13 protein-coding genes and 1 riboswitch are annotated in these 16075 nt (G+C 36.9%); of the genes, 9 read left to right on the forward strand and 4 right to left on the reverse strand.

Annotated elements, in window-relative coordinates; translation table 11 throughout:
- Positions 1-115: 115 nt before the first annotated feature.
- A complete protein-coding gene (locus ACMZ42_RS02585) occupies positions 116-664 on the reverse strand; it encodes a GNAT family N-acetyltransferase (protein ID WP_415730449.1) in 549 nt (182 codons plus the stop codon).
- Between the two features lie 554 nt (positions 665-1218).
- On the opposite strand from ACMZ42_RS02585, the gene ACMZ42_RS02590 reads away from it, so the two are divergent.
- The 5 genes from ACMZ42_RS02590 (at position 1219) to odhB (ending at position 9870) form a co-directional block, all read left to right on the forward strand.
- Positions 1219-3246, forward strand: coding sequence for a diguanylate cyclase domain-containing protein (locus tag ACMZ42_RS02590; protein WP_415730450.1), 2028 nt, complete (start codon positions 1219-1221; stop codon positions 3244-3246).
- Positions 3247-3433: 187 nt separating this feature from the next.
- A complete protein-coding gene (locus tag ACMZ42_RS02595) occupies positions 3434-4108 on the forward strand; it encodes a response regulator transcription factor (protein ID WP_370082049.1) in 675 nt (224 codons plus the stop codon).
- A complete protein-coding gene (locus tag ACMZ42_RS02600) occupies positions 4105-5490 on the forward strand; it encodes a sensor histidine kinase (protein ID WP_415730451.1) in 1386 nt (461 codons plus the stop codon). Before ACMZ42_RS02595 ends, ACMZ42_RS02600 begins: the two co-directional genes overlap by 4 nt.
- 230 nt (positions 5491-5720) lie before the next feature.
- Positions 5721-8546 (forward strand): 2-oxoglutarate dehydrogenase E1 component, encoded by a 2826-nt coding sequence (locus tag ACMZ42_RS02605; RefSeq protein WP_415730452.1) that lies wholly within the window; start codon positions 5721-5723, stop codon positions 8544-8546.
- 91 nt (positions 8547-8637) lie between these two features.
- Positions 8638-9870: a 2-oxoglutarate dehydrogenase complex dihydrolipoyllysine-residue succinyltransferase gene (odhB, locus tag ACMZ42_RS02610; protein WP_370082043.1), complete on the forward strand. Its 1233-nt coding sequence runs from the start codon at positions 8638-8640 to the stop codon at positions 9868-9870.
- Positions 9871-10082: 212 nt separating this feature from the next.
- On the opposite strand, the gene ACMZ42_RS02615 is transcribed toward odhB, so the two are convergent.
- Positions 10083-10538 carry a hypothetical protein gene (locus ACMZ42_RS02615; RefSeq protein WP_415730453.1) on the reverse strand — a complete coding sequence of 152 codons (456 nt, stop codon included), beginning with the start codon at positions 10536-10538 and terminating at the stop codon, positions 10083-10085.
- A 277-nt stretch (positions 10539-10815) separates the two neighbouring features.
- Positions 10816-11002, forward strand: a riboswitch (Lysine riboswitch).
- A 114-nt stretch (positions 11003-11116) separates the two neighbouring features.
- Here ACMZ42_RS02615 and ACMZ42_RS02620 point away from each other — a divergent pair.
- The 4 genes from ACMZ42_RS02620 (at position 11117) to ACMZ42_RS02635 (ending at position 14132) form a co-directional block, all read left to right on the forward strand.
- Positions 11117-11983: a transporter substrate-binding domain-containing protein gene (locus ACMZ42_RS02620; protein WP_402871479.1), complete on the forward strand. Its 867-nt coding sequence runs from the start codon at positions 11117-11119 to the stop codon at positions 11981-11983.
- 171 nt (positions 11984-12154) lie between these two features.
- Entirely contained in the window at positions 12155-12880 is a 726-nt protein-coding gene (locus ACMZ42_RS02625; RefSeq protein WP_402871482.1) for an amino acid ABC transporter permease, read from the forward strand.
- Positions 12881-12892: 12 nt separating this feature from the next.
- Positions 12893-13624 carry an amino acid ABC transporter ATP-binding protein gene (locus tag ACMZ42_RS02630; protein ID WP_415730454.1) on the forward strand — a complete coding sequence of 244 codons (732 nt, stop codon included), beginning with the start codon at positions 12893-12895 and terminating at the stop codon, positions 13622-13624.
- 310 nt (positions 13625-13934) lie between these two features.
- Positions 13935-14132, forward strand: a complete 198-nt coding sequence (locus ACMZ42_RS02635) for a DUF6501 family protein (protein ID WP_053485867.1) — start codon at positions 13935-13937, stop codon at positions 14130-14132.
- 57 nt (positions 14133-14189) lie between these two features.
- On the opposite strand, the gene ACMZ42_RS02640 is transcribed toward ACMZ42_RS02635, so the two are convergent.
- Positions 14190-15257, reverse strand: coding sequence for a toxic anion resistance protein (locus ACMZ42_RS02640; RefSeq protein WP_415730455.1), 1068 nt, complete (start codon positions 15255-15257; stop codon positions 14190-14192).
- The gene (locus tag ACMZ42_RS02645; RefSeq protein ID WP_370081499.1) at positions 15254-15904 is read right to left on the reverse strand and encodes a 5-bromo-4-chloroindolyl phosphate hydrolysis family protein; all 651 of its coding nucleotides are present in this window, start codon (positions 15902-15904) and stop codon (positions 15254-15256) included. The genes ACMZ42_RS02640 and ACMZ42_RS02645 overlap by 4 nt, the downstream gene beginning before the upstream one ends.
- Positions 15905-16075: the final 171 nt, after the last annotated feature.

Genomic DNA, 16075 nt, shown 5'->3' on the forward strand with positions numbered 1-16075 from the left:
TAGTAGTCAGTGCCTATTGCAATACTGCAATTATATGGAGCAAAAACATAAAAAAAGCTATGTGCCTGTCATTAAGACAGAACACATAGCTTTTTTTATGAAAATTCAAAGTAGATTACATCGCTTGTTCTTCGCCTTCTGCCATTTGATTGGCTGTTGTAAGATAGAACAAGTCTTTTGGAATTTTATATAAATTAAATTGCGCCTCGCCGCTGTTAACCTGTGTTAATAATGTTGGGTGACTTTCATTCGCACTCATAACATAGGGTAGCTTTAAAGCTGCACGCTGTGATTTTATATTTTCAACACGAATACGGAGAAATACCGTATGGAAGTTATAGTCAAAAAAAAGTTCATTCAAAAAAAGCATTTTCGCTTTTTGGTTATAACCTTGCCCTTGATAAGGGAGTCCAATCCACGTTCCTAAAAAGCCTGCACCATCCTCCACATCATGAATGCTAATGGTGCCGATTGGTTGACCCCAATCATCAGTAATTGTCCTTGAAATAGCGAGTCCCATTGATTCTTCTTCAATCAGTTGTTTTGTCATAAACCAATACTCATCAGCTGATGTGGCTTTTTGACGGACAAAAGGGAAAACAGAAGGGTGTGATAATAGCTCATAAAGCTCTGTACATTCATGTAGGTCTCGATGTTTAAGCATACGAAACGCCTCCTTTACTAGGGTAGTTAAAACAATTCCTTTAAAACATAAAGAAGAAAACTAAAATTCGTACTGGAATTAAAACCCAAAGAACTAGACGTTAAAACTATGATAACCATAATCTCCCGCTGTCTTACTGATTTTTCGACCATACCGAAAAAAGGCTAGTTTTTTTAATATAATATAACAATCATACTGCTTTATGCAATCATTTTCCTCGCTGGAACATAAAATAAGTTTTTCGGTCAGTAAATTCTGAAAAATAAATATTTGTATAGATAGGTAAAAATTGTTTATTTAAAAATTTTGGGAAGCATTAAGTCTAAAATATTAATTTTATGAGTAGGTATATTTAAAAAGTGTTTCTTTTGGATTACGTTATTTCATCTAAAGAGGTAAAATATCAAAAAATAGCCTTAAAAGGATAAAATTTTTCCAATTCGAGAAGGGTGACTCTTTTAAATTATGTTATAATAGTAGTATTGATTTTTTTTGTATATACAAAAGCTATATAAAAATTCTATATTAATATTAACGACTTATGGGGGGACAGCATGGAATATCTTTTAAGCGAAGATTTATTTAATGATTTGTTTATTGGCAAAGATTTTGTCTTTTTAATGAAAAAAATGGGAGACGATTATCAATATATTCGCTTAAATAAATCAGCTCGAACTTTGTTATCACATGAGGCGATTGGGAAAATGCTTTCTACCGTTACCTCAAGTCGAAAAAATTTTTCTATAATTCAAGAAAACTACAATCAAGCAATTACGAAGCATAGTCAAGTTGATTATGTGGATTATGCCTATTATAAATCTGAAGTTCGTAAATATGAGACATCTGTTCGACCGTTTAAACATAATAATGAAGACTATATTTTAGCCATAACAAAAGAAATTCTCTATGATCGTATTATCGAAGATAAGTTTTTATTTCTGCGCTCAATGTTTGATCATGCTTTTTTTTCTACGGTCATCTTATCAGCTGAAGGAGCTATTTATGAGGTGAACTCAAGCTTCACGGAAGACTTTAAATTAGATACTGAAACAGTCAAACAACAATTATTCGTCGATTTACCAATTGTTCCTAAAGATGAAGTAGGGAACATCCAGAGCTATTTACAAAGAGCAACTATGGGCGAAAATATTGGCGAAAAACTCATTAAGCTTCATACACTGGATAAAAAAGAGCGCATGTATTTAGTTTCACTATCTCCGGTTATGCAACGGGATAATTCTTTTGCTATTTTTCTTCTCATGCAGGATTGCACACAATTCACTGAACAAAAAGCAGAGTTACGCTCAAAATCTCATGGTTTAGAGGTTTTTAAAGCTGCTCTAAATTCAGCAGCTGCCATTGCTGTTTTGGATAGTAATGCAAAAATTCTAGAAGTTAATGATTTGTTTTTAAATGCGACTGGTTTCAATGCTGAAGAGCTAATAGGTCAACCTTCTAAATTATTAGAGCCTCATAACAATACAGAGGACTTATTTCAATTAATTAGTAAAACACTTAAAGCGGGGGATAATTGGCGAGGCGAGCTATGCTACCGTACAAAATTCCATGCTGATTTTTGGGTAGAAGCATCTATAGTTCCATTAAAAAATGAATTCGGGGAGACAGAACAATATTTATCCATTAACTATGATATTACGGACAAGAAAAGAATGTTAACGGAATTAAAAAATATTGAACGCACATTCCGTCTTATTACAGAAAATACAAATGATTTGATTGTCATTACAAACGAAGATGGCATCATTATTTATGCCTCACCTTCCTATGAGATTTTCTTAGGCTACGAAAATGTAGATTTACAAGGTCAGTTTTACAGTAACATAGTCGATGAACATAGTAAGAAGTCTTGGCAAACATTTCTAAATAATTATTCGGGCCAAACTGAAACGCAGTTTGAGCTATTGCTAAGGGCAAAGGACGGTACACCTGTTTGGACTGAAGGAAACGTAACAGTTGTTCATGATCCAGAGCGCGAAAAAGTTTCACAAATAATGATGGTATCTCGAGAAATAACTCATCGTAAGGAACGAGAGAATGATTTATTATATTTAGCTTATCACGATACGTTAACACAACTACCAAATCGTCGTTTTTTACAAAAGGAGTTTCCGAAACTATTGGTAGAAGCGCAAGAACGTCATGAGTGTTTAGCTATGTTCTATATCGATGGGGATGACTTTAAGCATGTTAATGATCAGTATGGCCATGACACGGGAGACGACTTTATCCGAAAATTTGGCCAAGTTTTAATTACGGCTGTACGTAACCATGATTTAGTTATACGAATGGGTGGCGATGAATTTATTGTCGTCCTAACAGGTTTAACTCGTAATGATCAGACGAGACAAACACAAATGATGGATATTATTAATCGTATTCGTAATGAACTTAAAAAAGGTTGGACCATCGAAAGTCATCACTTTGCTCCAACTGCTTCCATTGGCATCGCTTATTATCCGGACCACGGTCGCACATTAAATGAATTGCTAGAATTAGCAGATCAAGCTTTATATAAAGCGAAGGAAATAGGAAAAAATAATCTTTATATTACTGACTCCTAAGCAATTATGCCTCGGCATAATTGCCGCTGACGCTTCGCTTTCGCTACCAAAACATCTGCTGAAAGAAGTTAAAAAAGTCTGTACAAACAAGTAGTTACTTGTGGTACAGACTTTTTGTTTGATGTTATGCTATAACAGTATTAAAGAGGAAACCCCTCATAGTTATTTTAGAATAGAAGGTGAAGAAATGCTTAAAAAAATACTTTTAGTGGAAGATGAGAAGCATATTGCTCGTTTTGTGGAGCTAGAATTAAAGCATGAGGGTTACGATGTAATCGTCGCTTTTGAAGGACGAGAAGGACTTGAGCTAGCTTCAACTGAAAATTTTGATGTGTTGCTATTAGATGTTATGCTTCCAGGAATAAATGGAATTGAAATTTGTCGTCGAATACGCACGCAGTCAAAGGTACCCATTATATTGTTAACGGCTCGAGATGCTGTAATGGATCGTGTAGCTGGCTTAGATGCTGGCGCAGATGACTACATAGTAAAACCGTTCGCTATTGAGGAACTATTAGCTAGAATTCGTACAATAATACGTCGGGTGACACCTGATGAAAAAATTGGGGGTTCATTACATTTTCGTGATATCGAAATGGATATAGCGGCCTATGAAGTATTTGTTCAAGGGAAAAAGCTTGATTTAACGAAAACAGAATATGATTTACTTAAATTATTGATAGAGCATAAAAATAAAGTTTGTACACGAGAGCTAATTTTAACCTCTGTTTGGGGGTATGATACGGATATAGAGACAAATGTCGTAGATGTATATATTCGGCATTTGCGAAATAAACTACCGGGTGATATGAATGCCTATATTGAAACCGTTCGTGGTGTGGGGTATGTGATGCGCGAATGAAAAAATTAAGAGATTATTTAGTCAATCAATCGTTACAAAGAAAATGGATGCTCACATCTAGTGCTGTTATATTTTTTAGCTATACGATTATTTGTATTGTCGTTTATATTTCATTGCATACATGGCTAATAAATGATGAACAAAGTAAGATTAAACTAACTAGGGCTGATTTGATTTCCTTTTTAGAGTCACAAGGACCCAATCTTACTGTGCAGCAAATTCAAGAAAACACGGGTCTATTAAAAACCATTGTGGATCGAGATCAAACCGTCAGAATGTTTAATGTAGATGGTATTGAGATTTTAAGCATTAATAATACTTCGCAGGCTGCGCCCTTAACTGCGTTGAATGAAGTGGTAGAAATGACAATTGATAAAAAGGATGCCTTTGTTATTAATGAACCGATTCAGCTCGGTTTCTTCAAAGGGTATATTCAAGTTGTTCATCCATTATCTAAGTTTCAGTCGTTAATGCATTATTTATTAACTGCCATGCTCATAGCGGGGGTGGGAGGATTGGTGTTATCAGCTTCAATTGGCTATTATCTAGCCAATTATTTGATGAAGCCATTGCATGCATTACGTGCATCCATGAAAACAGTAATGGATAAAGGATTTAATGAACCAATTCAATTAACTTACACGTCTCATGATGAGATTGGCGATCTATTGAAAATGTACAATGCGATGATGAATGAATTGCAAATTTCATTTACAAAGCAGCAACAGTTTGTTGCGGATGCTTCTCATGAGTTGCGGACGCCTATCCAGGCAATTGAAGGACATCTATCCCTTTTGAAAAGATGGGGGAAGGATGATCCAGAAATTTTAGAGGAATCTATTGAAACTTCATTAACTGAAATTGTACGAATGCGTAAAATGATCGAAGAATTACTAGAACTTGCACGTCGTGAAGAAAAGGACATCAAAAGTGAGGCTGATGCAGTATCTGTTATAGAAACGGTTATAGAGGACACAAGACTCCTTCATCCGGATGCTCGAATATCGCTGTCGAAAGATGAAGAAATAGGGCGATTATATATAACAGAAAATGCACTTAGCCAAATTGTTCGTAATATAATAGAAAATGCAATTCGTTATTGTGAAAAAATTCCTGAGATTCAAATTTCACTATCTGTCTTAGAACAGGAAGTGTCAGTAAAAATAGAAGATAATGGTATTGGTATAGAGGAAGAAAACATTCCATACATTTTCGATCGCTTTTATCGAGTTGATGAGGCAAGAAATCGTCAAATAGGCGGTACAGGCTTAGGGCTTAGTATTACAAAAATGTTACTTGAAAAGTACAATAGTTCTGTGGAAGTCAAGAGTGATAAAAATATTGGAACCGTTTTCTTGCTGAAATTCCCGCTGAAATATTGAGAAAAATACATGCTTTATTTAATTATTTCATCCTTTGGGAAAGAAATTGCTTAATTTGCTAAAAAGAGTTGTATTTTTTGTGAAGAGTAGTAAGATTGAGATGGAAAAAACGTTCTTTAAATAATGGATAAGATGTCAAACATCCTTTAAAAGAACGGAAAAATATTATATAATTAATTGTAATTTAATTAATGGAACTGCCGAAAGGCAAAATTTGGAGGTCATTTTTCATGTCGAACAACGTTACAACTGTAAGTTCTCCATGGTCAGCTTTCTCTGGTCCTAACCTAGGATATGTGATGGAGCAATACGACTTATTCTTACAGTCTCCTGAAGAAGTAGAACCGGAGTTAGTATTATTATTCCAACAATTTGGTGCACCAGTAGTAGTAGAAGGTGAAGTAGCTGTAGCTAGTAATGCAGCAGCAGCTCCTGCTGGCGATTACAAGAAAGTGTTAGCAGCTGTGAAATTAGCAGATGCAATCCGTACAAACGGTCATTTAGCGGCAGATATTTATCCTTTGAAAAACCGTGAACTACAAACAGCTCAAATTGAAGAAAGCGCGTTCAACTTAAGCGCTGCAGATTTAGCTGAAATTCCTGCAGCTGTCTTCTTCAAAGATGTGCCAGCAAACGTGAAAAATGGTAAAGATGCAATCGATTACTTAAAATCTGTTTATACAGATAAAGTAGCATTTGAATATAATCACGTAGTAGCAACAGAAGAACGTGATTGGATTCAAGCACAAATTGAAACAGGTTCATTTAAACAATCATTATCTTCTAATGAGAAAAAAGCTTTATTAGATCGTTTAACTCGTGTTGAGAACTTCGAGAAGTTTATTCATAAAACTTTTGTAGGTCAAAAGCGTTTCTCTGGTGAAGGTTTAGATACTCAAATCGTCCTATTCGATGAAATTTTGAAAACAGCTGAAACAAATAGCGTTGAAAATGTACGTATTGGTATGGCCCACCGTGGACGCTTAAATGTGTTAACACACATTTTAAATAAACCATACGATATGATGTTCTCTGACTTTGCACATGTTTCTAATGAATTATTTATCCCAGAAAACGGTCGCCTTGAAATTACTAAAGGCTGGACTGGTGATGTTAAGTATCACATGGGTGCTTCATATATGCGTGAATCTGGTATGAATGTTAAACTTGCTTACAACCCATCTCACTTAGAAGTTGGAAATCCTGTTGTTTTAGGTACTGCACGTGCAGCACAAGATGACACTTCTAAACCAGGGCAAGCTGTCCATAACCGTACAAAAGGATTAGGTATTCTTGTGCATGGTGACGCTGCGTTCCCAGGTCAAGGGATCGTAACAGAAGTATTAAACTTTGCAAAAACTGAAGGGTTCACTACTGGTGGTACAGTTCACATCATTGCTAATAACATGATTGGATTTACAACTGAACTACAAGACTCTCGTTCATCTGTTTACTCTTCTGACCCTGCAAAAGGTTATGAAGTACCAGTTGTGCATGTAAATGCAGATAGCCCTGAGTCTGTAACTTTAGTAGGTCGTTTCGCAGCTAGCTACCGTCAAAAATTCGGTAAAGATATCATCGTTGACCTTATCGGTTACCGTCGTCATGGTCACAATGAAACGGATGATCCAACTGTAACAAACCCTGAAACATATAAATTAGTTTCTATACATGAGCCAGTTCGTGGTTTATACGGCGCTCAATTAGCAGCTGAGGGTGTAGTTTCTGCTGATGAAGTTGCAGCATTAGATAAAGCTATCTATGCAGAAATGCAAGCAGCTTATGATCATGTAAAAGAAATGGCAGATAAAGATGAACACAAACATTTAGAAATGCCAGAAGAATTAAAAGTAGAATTCCCACAAATTGATACAGCAGTTGGTGCGGAACGTCTAGGAAAAATTAATGAAGAGCTTTTAGTGTTTGAAGAAAACTTTGAACCACAGAAAAAACTTGGCAAAATTTTAGAAAAACGCCGTGATGCATTTGCTTCTGCAAAAATCGACTGGGGTCATGCAGAAACTTTAGCTTATGCAACAATTATTCAAGATGGCACACCAGTACGTTTTACAGGTCAAGATGCACAACGTGGTACGTTCTCTCAACGTCACTTAGTGTTACATGACAAAAACAATGGTAATTTATTCACGCCACTTCACCATATTTCAGGTGCAAATGCATCATTTTCAGTACACAACTCTCCACTTACAGAAGCTGGGGTAGTGGGCTTTGAATATGGTTACAATTTAGAAAATGGCCATGTATTATCAGTTTGGGAAGCTCAATTTGGTGACTTTGCTAACATGGCACAAGTTATGTTTGATAACTTTATTTCAGGTGCACGTGCTAAATGGGGTCAAAAATCTGGTCTAGTTATTCTTTTACCACATGGTTATGAAGGTCAAGGTCCAGAACACTCTTCAAGCCGTATGGAACGTTACTTACAAATGTCAGCTGAAAATAACTGGTTCGTAGCAAACTGCTCAAACGCAGGTAACTACTACCACTTATTACGTCGTCAAGCAGCATTATTAGGTACAGAAGGCGTTCGCCCACTTGTAGTTGTATCACCTAAGTACTTACTTCGTCACCCATTAGCTGCAGCAAATGCTGATCAATTAGCAAATGGCTCATTCCAAGAAGTAATTGAACAACCAGGTCTAGGTTCAAAAACTGAAGCTGTAGAACGCATTGTATTAGGTTCAGGTAAAGTAATGATCGACATTGCAGACCGTATTAAAGATGGTGAAGGCTTCGATCACCTACACATTGCTCGTGTAGAACAACTTTACCCATTCCCAAAAGAGCAAGTTGCTGGTATTATTGCAAAGTATCCTAATGTTAAAGAAATCGTTTGGGTACAAGAAGAACCTAAAAACCAAGGTTCTTGGAATTATGCATTAGAAACATTACACGACCTTTCAGAAGGTAAAAAGCTACGTTATGTAGGCCGTCCTGCAATGAGCTCGACTTCTGAAGGTGATGCAGATTCTCATAAAGCAGCTCAAGCCGCACTTGTAGAAGAAGCAGTTGCTGAGCCTGTAAAGGTTAAATAATCACATATTAAATTTTTGAGAGCCGGGCTACTTGCTGAGGCAGTAGCCCTTTTATGTGCATAATGCACGTTAATTAAAGGAGGAAATGAAAGTGGCTGAAATTAAAGTCCCTGAATTAGCAGAATCGATTACAGAAGGTAGTATCGCACAATGGGTAAAAAAAGTGGGCGATCGCGTTGAAAAAGGTGAATTCATCGTTGAACTTGAAACAGACAAAGTAAACGCTGAAATCATTTCTGAAGAAGCGGGAGTTTTAACTCAAATTTTAGCTGAAGAAGGCGATACTGTACTTGTTGGTCAAGTAATCGCAGTAGTAGAAGCTGGCGAAGGTGCAGCACCTGCTCCAGCGGCACCAGTTGCAGCAGCAGTAGCACCAGCAGCAGCACCACAAGCGGCACCTGCTCCAGTTGCAGCAGCTCCAGTTGTAGAAGAAACTACTGGTGAGCGTGTAATCGCATCTCCAGCAGCTCGTAAACTTGCTCGTGAAAAAGGTATTGACCTTGCTGCTGTATCTCCAGTAGATCCACAAGGCCGTGTACGTGTACAAGACGTAGCAGCTCATGGTACAGCACCAGTAGCAGCACCAGTAGCAGCAGCACCTAAAGCAGTTGTAGCTGTAGATGATTCACGTGTAACAATTGAAAAAATGAGCCGTCGTCGCCAAACAATTGCAAAACGCTTACTTGAAGTAAAACAATCTACAGCAATGTTAACTACATTCAACGAAGTAGATATGACAAACGTTATGGCTTTACGCTCTCGTAAAAAAGACCAATTCTTCGAGTCAACTGGCTCTAAACTTGGTTTCATGTCATTCTTCACAAAAGCTGTAGTTGCAGCGCTTAAAAAATACCCATATGTGAACGCACAAATCAATGGTGATGAAATTCACTTAAACAACTTCTTTGATATCGGTGTAGCTGTATCAACAGAAGAAGGTTTAGTAGTACCGGTTGTACGTGACGCTGACCGCAAAAACTTTGCTGAAATTGAAGATTCAATTGCAGACCTAGCTAAAAAAGCACGCGACAAAAAATTAGGTTTATCTGATCTTCAAGGTGGCTCATTCACAATTACAAATGGTGGTGTATTCGGTTCATTAATGTCTACACCTATCATGAATGGTACACAAGCTGGTATCCTTGGTATGCATACTATCAAAAAACGTCCAGTTGAAGTGAATGGTGAAGTAGAAATTCGCCCAATGATGTACTTAGCTCTTTCTTATGACCACCGTATTATCGATGGTAAAGATTCTGTAGGCTTCCTTAAAACTGTTAAAGAACTACTTGAAAACCCAGAAGATTTATTATTAAATTCTTAATTCCTGAGTTTATTAAAACCTTGCAAACATTGTTTTGCAGGGTTTTTTCTTTTTATGGAGCAACTCTTAAGAAAGCGACGGAAAGAGAACGAAGCGATGGATAGAAGAGCTAAAGTGACGGAAAAAGTACTCGTATCGACGGAAAGAAAAGCTGAATCGACGGAAAGAATAGCCAAAGCGACGGTAAGAGAACGAATCGATGGATAGAAGAGCTAAAGTGACGGAAAAAGCATTCGTAGCGACGGATAGAAGTGCAGAATCGACGGAAAGAAGAGCCAGAGCGACGGAAAGAAAACCAAGCGACGGAAAGAAGAGCCAAAATGACAGATAAAGTATTCATAGCGACGGATAGAAGAGCTGAATCGACGGAAAGAAAAGCCAGAGCGACGGTAAGAAAACGAAGCGATGGATAGAAGAGCTAAAGTGACGGATAAAGTACTCGTAGCGACGGATAGAAAAGCTGAATCGACAGAAAGAAAAGCCAGAGCGACGGAAAGAAAACGAAGCGACGGATAAAAGAGCAAAAGTGACGGATAAAGTACTCGTAGCGACGGATAGAAAAGCTGAATCGACGGAAAGAAAAGCCAGAGCGATGGAAAGGGAACGAATCGACGGATAGAAGAGCTAAAGTGACGGAAAAAGTATTCGTAGCAATACGGATTTTCCAAAGAATCGGCTTTTCATTTACATTATTATAACTGCATCCAAGTATATAAATTGGGTAAAGTTCGTATAAAGAAGCATAGGCGACTTTACGGATTCTTTCGGCAAAGCGGCAGTCTTAATTATTTTCAACTTTGCAAAAGTGTATATAAGGCATTAAAAGGATAAAAAACCCTAATATTGTAATTAGTCAGAAAAGTAATAAAATTATCTTGACGAACACATTAGCTTTATAGTAGTATCTTAATATCAATTAAATATACAAACCTCACATTTATCCTATTGTGAGGTAGAGGCGCGGTATTTATTAGTTCATTGTTGAGTACAAGCAAACGAAGACGCAATGGAGAAGGAACTATCGCCGAAGTATAGAAGGAGCTCGTACTTTTATGCTGGGTCTGCAGTGAATAAGTGCAGGACTGTCCTAGTAAATTATTTTCCAGGTTTATTAGGTTGTGCTATCTCGGAATGATGGAATTATAGTGAGGATTTGGGCAACTGTTAAAAAAGTAAGACCTAAGTTCAGTACTTAGGTCTTTTTTGGTACAGTTGTCTTATTTTTTACAGAAAAGGGGAGATTTACATGAAAAGAAAATGGTTGGTATTAATGTTGACCGTCATGACTGCAATTTTGCTAGCAGCTTGTGGTGCTGGTGACAAAAAGGCTACGACGTCATCTAGTAATGACGGTAACAAGACGAGTACGGAAGAAGGCGGCGGCCAATTCCGTATTGGGATGGAAGCAGGTTATGCTCCGTTTAACTGGACACAGCAGGGTGATGCAAATGGCGCAGTAAAAATTGCGGATAATGCAGAATATGCGGGTGGTTATGATGTGCAAATGGCGAAAAAAATCGCTGAAGGCTTAGGAAAAGAATTAGTTATCGTAAAATTGGAATGGGATGGCTTAGTACCAGCACTACAGTCCAATAAAATCGATGCAATCATTGCTGGTATGTCACCTACTAAAGAGCGTAAGCAAACAGTTGACTTCACTGAAAACTACTATACATCTGATTTTGTTATGGTCATTAAAAAAGGCAGCAAATATGAAAAAGCAACTTCTATCCAAGATTTCTCTGGTGCTAAAATTACATCACAATTAAATACATCTAACTACAATGTCATCGATCAAATCAAAGATGTAAAAAAACAAACTGCAATGGATAACTTCCCAGCAATGCGCGTTGCATTAGAAGCTGGAAAAATTGACGGCTATGTAGCTGAACGTCCAGAAGGTATTTCCGCTGCTGCTGCAAATGATAAGTTCGCGTATGTGAAGTTTGAAAAAGGCTTCAAAACAGATATTTCAAATACATCCATTGCAGTTGGTTTACGTAAAGGCGATGCAAATCTTGAAAAAATCAATGAGATCTTAAAAGGTATTTCTGAAGATGATCGCCAAAAAATTATGGAAGAAGCCATTCACCAACAACCAGCAGCACAATAACATGATGGCACGGGCTATCTGCTAGTCCGTGCCATCTCATTACAATTTATAATCTTTCTAAATAATAATAATGTCTGAGCTAAAAGTTTCATAAAATAAAAGAAACAAAGGCTCCATCCAAGACAGGATACTGTAACGAACAAGCAACACGACGTTGTTAGGAGGAACATCATGAGTTTTGATTGGATTATTTCTATTGTTGAGAACAACTGGCAAATGTTTTTACGAGGTGCGTATTATACATTACTTATTTCTATTAGTAGTACAATTATTGGTGCACTTATCGGATTTTTCATCGGAATTATGCATACCATTAAGGTTCGTAAAAAAGGTGTAAAGTTCTATAGCTTAAAGCTCATTAATTTTATACTAACATGCTATGTCGAATTTTTCCGTGGTACACCAATGATTGTACAAGCAATGGTTGTATTTTTCGGATTAGATATTGCATTTGGCATTGATATGCACTTTATTACGGCAGGTATTTTAGTTGTTTCATTAAACACAGGTGCTTATATGACTGAAATTGTTCGCGGTGGTATTGTATCCATTGATAAAGGGCAGTACGAGGCTGCATCGGCAATTGGTATGAACCATTTTCAAATTATGCTACATGTTGTATTACCACAAGTTGCGCGAAATATATTGCCTGCAACAGGTAACCAATTAATTATGAATATTAAAGATACAGCAGTATTAAATGTTATCGGGGTTACGGAATTGTTCTTCCAAACAAAATCGATCGCGGGTAATAACTTCCGCTATTTTGAATCCTTCTTTATAGCTTGTGTCCTTTATTTCATCATGACATTCACAGCATCGAGAATCTTACTGTATATTGAAAAACGACTGGACGGACCAGATGCCTACCAAAAAGAACAGAAAGAAGCAGTATAGGGGGACGAACAAGTGACAATTATTAAAATAGAGCATTTAAGTAAATCATTTGGTCGTAACCAAGTGTTAAAGGATGTAAATTTCCAAGTAGAAAAAGGTGAGGTTGTCTGCTTAATCGGTTCTTCTGGATCAGGTAAATCAACATTACTACGCTGCATTAATTTACTGGAAACACCAAGTGGTGGTCAAATTATTTACAAAGGTGAAAACATTTTAGATGAAAAGCATAATATCCAAGAATACCGTACACATTTAGGTATGGTATTCCAGCAATTTAACTTATTCAACAATCATAATGTGCTAAAAAACTGTACAGTTGGTCAAATGAAAGTATTAAAGCGTTCAAAGGCAGAAGCCGACGAAGTTGCTTTAAAATATTTGCAGATTGTTGGTATGGATCAATACGTCAATGCCAAGCCACGACAACTATCTGGCGGTCAAAAACAGCGTGTAGCGATTGCACGAGCATTGTCAATGAGCCCAGATGTAATGCTGTTTGATGAACCGACGTCAGCACTGGATCCAGAGATGGTCGGTGAAGTGTTGAAGGTAATGCGCCAGCTTGCGGATGCTGGGAATACGATGTTAATTGTTACACATGAAATGGAATTTGCCAAAGAAGTAGCGGATCGCGTCGTATTTATGGATAAAGGTGTAATTGTAGAGGAAGGACCACCATCACAGGTATTAGTAAATCCTCAGAATGAACGGACAAAAGAGTTTTTAAAACGAACATTAAAATAACGTTCGATTACAATAACAAAAAAAGTGAGTCCAAATTAATGGGCTCACTTATTTTCTAGAATTCCATTCTGCGTATAAAATAAAGCAAATTGCAAATGCAACGGCTAGGATAAAAAACCATTGCGGTACACTACCAAAGCTCATAGTAACACCTCGAAGTAAAAATTTTTATTATGGATATGGTAAAAAAAAACGATAGTTATGGAGAAAATATGATCTTCTATGGTTTTTTTCTCCACAAAAGTTCAAAAATATTATAAAATAAGCAGTAGACATTAGCTTCGTGCTAGTAAAGAGAGGTAGAGAGATTATGTTACATTTAAAATGGAAAGATGCTCCAACAGTACGCACAGTTACTTGTAAGCATACTAATGCATCAAAATATTTAGTTTCAAACGTATTAACAGTAGGGAAACAATATGATGTGAAAAATGAAACAGAAGAATTCATTTTTATTATCGATAACACTGGTAATATCGGTGGCTACTATAAAGATTATTTCGAATAAAAATCAAAGGGTGGTTCAGATTTTTCTGAGCCACCCTTCTTTGTTGGGAAAAAGGAATCATTCCTTCTTAAAGGTCTTCAAGTCAGCTACATCCTGTAATTGCTGTTTTTCCTGTTCTGTAGCTGTATGAAGGGCGAAGACGTCTTTGATAGCTGTCTTCAGCTCATGTTGTGTTTCTTTGAATTTCGATACTTGCTGTTCAAAGGAAGGGCTCGTAAATCGATCATTTGTACGAGATAATCTTTCTTCTAGCTGCGCGTAGTGATGATCCATATGCATAGATAACATCATGGCCAACTGATTTTTCCAAAGCGGAATAAGGGTAACAATTGAAAATTCAATTTTTTCCGCTAACGATTGATTAGACTGCTGAATCATCCGTATTTGTGGTGCAGTTTGTAAGGCGACTTGCTGCGATACTTGTAAGTCATAAATACGTTGATCTAGACGTTCGATTTGAGCGGCAAAATCATTAAGCTGTTGAATAGCTAGTGGCTGTTTCGTTGCTTGTACACTAGTCACTTTTTCAGGAAGCTCAACTTCAATGGCTTGCTGCTTCTTCATTTGTCCTGCTGCAATAGCAGTCGCTAACTCCTCAAAGAATCCTCTATTATGTGAATAAAGTCCATCCAGCATTTCCACATCTTTTATCATTTGAAGCTGTGCACGTTCGAGCTGAACACCAATGCGTTCTACTTGGATACTAATACGTTCAAACTCCGTTAATGTTTGCTTAACAGTTGGCTCAATTTTACCAAACATTTTTTTAAAAAAGGACTGCTTTTTTGGTTCTAATGCGTTAGGGTCCACACGGTCTAACGTTTGCATTAATGAGTCTAACATTTGGCCAATTTTTGTGACGTCTTTTTGTTTTACTTGTGCAAGCATTCGATCAGCAAATTGAGAAAGCGATCGCTGTGAATCCTGCCCTAAAGACAGGACTGACTCGAAGTTTGTTAGATCAAGCTGACTAGCGTATAGAAGTGCACGACTTTGTGCAAGAGGCGATAGCGTATCATACGTCGCCATCGCCTCATTATTTGGAGTTGTTTCGAAATAAGTTTGCACAAGTGGGGAAAGACCTTGTATTGTATTTAGTTGAAATGCGTGATCATTTGCTGTCATTTATCATCGCCTCGCCACTCCAATTGTTCTTTTCGTCTTAAATTGGAACGATTCGCAAATTCGATCTCCATTTGAAGATGGTCAATATCGTTGGAAAGCGCATCCTTTAAATCAATTTGAATCGTATCATTTAAATCTGTAAGTGTTTCTCTTGTTTTCGATAATGTAATTTGGATTTCCTTGTCCTTCACAGGCTGTCTCGATAACATCGTATATTTATCCGTTAATTCGACAGCGGAAGGGAGATGTGCATAAAAAAATTGTTCAACATTATAAAATTTTCGTGGATCTGTTTTAACTACTTTCACGATATTTTTTGAAATACGTGTCATTTCAAGTAATTGCTTAAATGCAGAAACAGAACGTACACGTAAGTAGTTTTGACTTAATGTTTGAATATTTTTATTGGCTGCTGTAAGTTGTGTATCAATATGTTTGTATTCTTCTTTTGTTATACCTGCTATTTGCATGAACTTCTTTTTCTGTCTATATTTCAACAACGCCGTACTCGACGCGTATGTTCCAGCAAATAATAAACCACCAAGGAAGTATCCTGGACTTGCCGCAATTGCTGTGATAGAAACAGTTGTGAGAGAAATTAAGAAGCTAGCGGTATGTCTAGAGAAAAACTGTCCGACACTGAGCATGTTTCTTCCTCCTAGCATTTAAATATGTCTATATTCTTATACGAAATAATCGACATAAAGTTTCAATGAAATAATAATCCTTACATAAATTTTACTGCTATTTGTAAAGTTTCTCAATGATATTACTTAAGAACAAGAAAATCCTTTGCTTATTAGAAAGAAAAGGGGACA

Source organism: Lysinibacillus sp. NPDC056185 (assembly GCF_047737915.1).
Classification (GTDB): Bacteria; Bacillota; Bacilli; order Bacillales_A; family Planococcaceae; genus Lysinibacillus.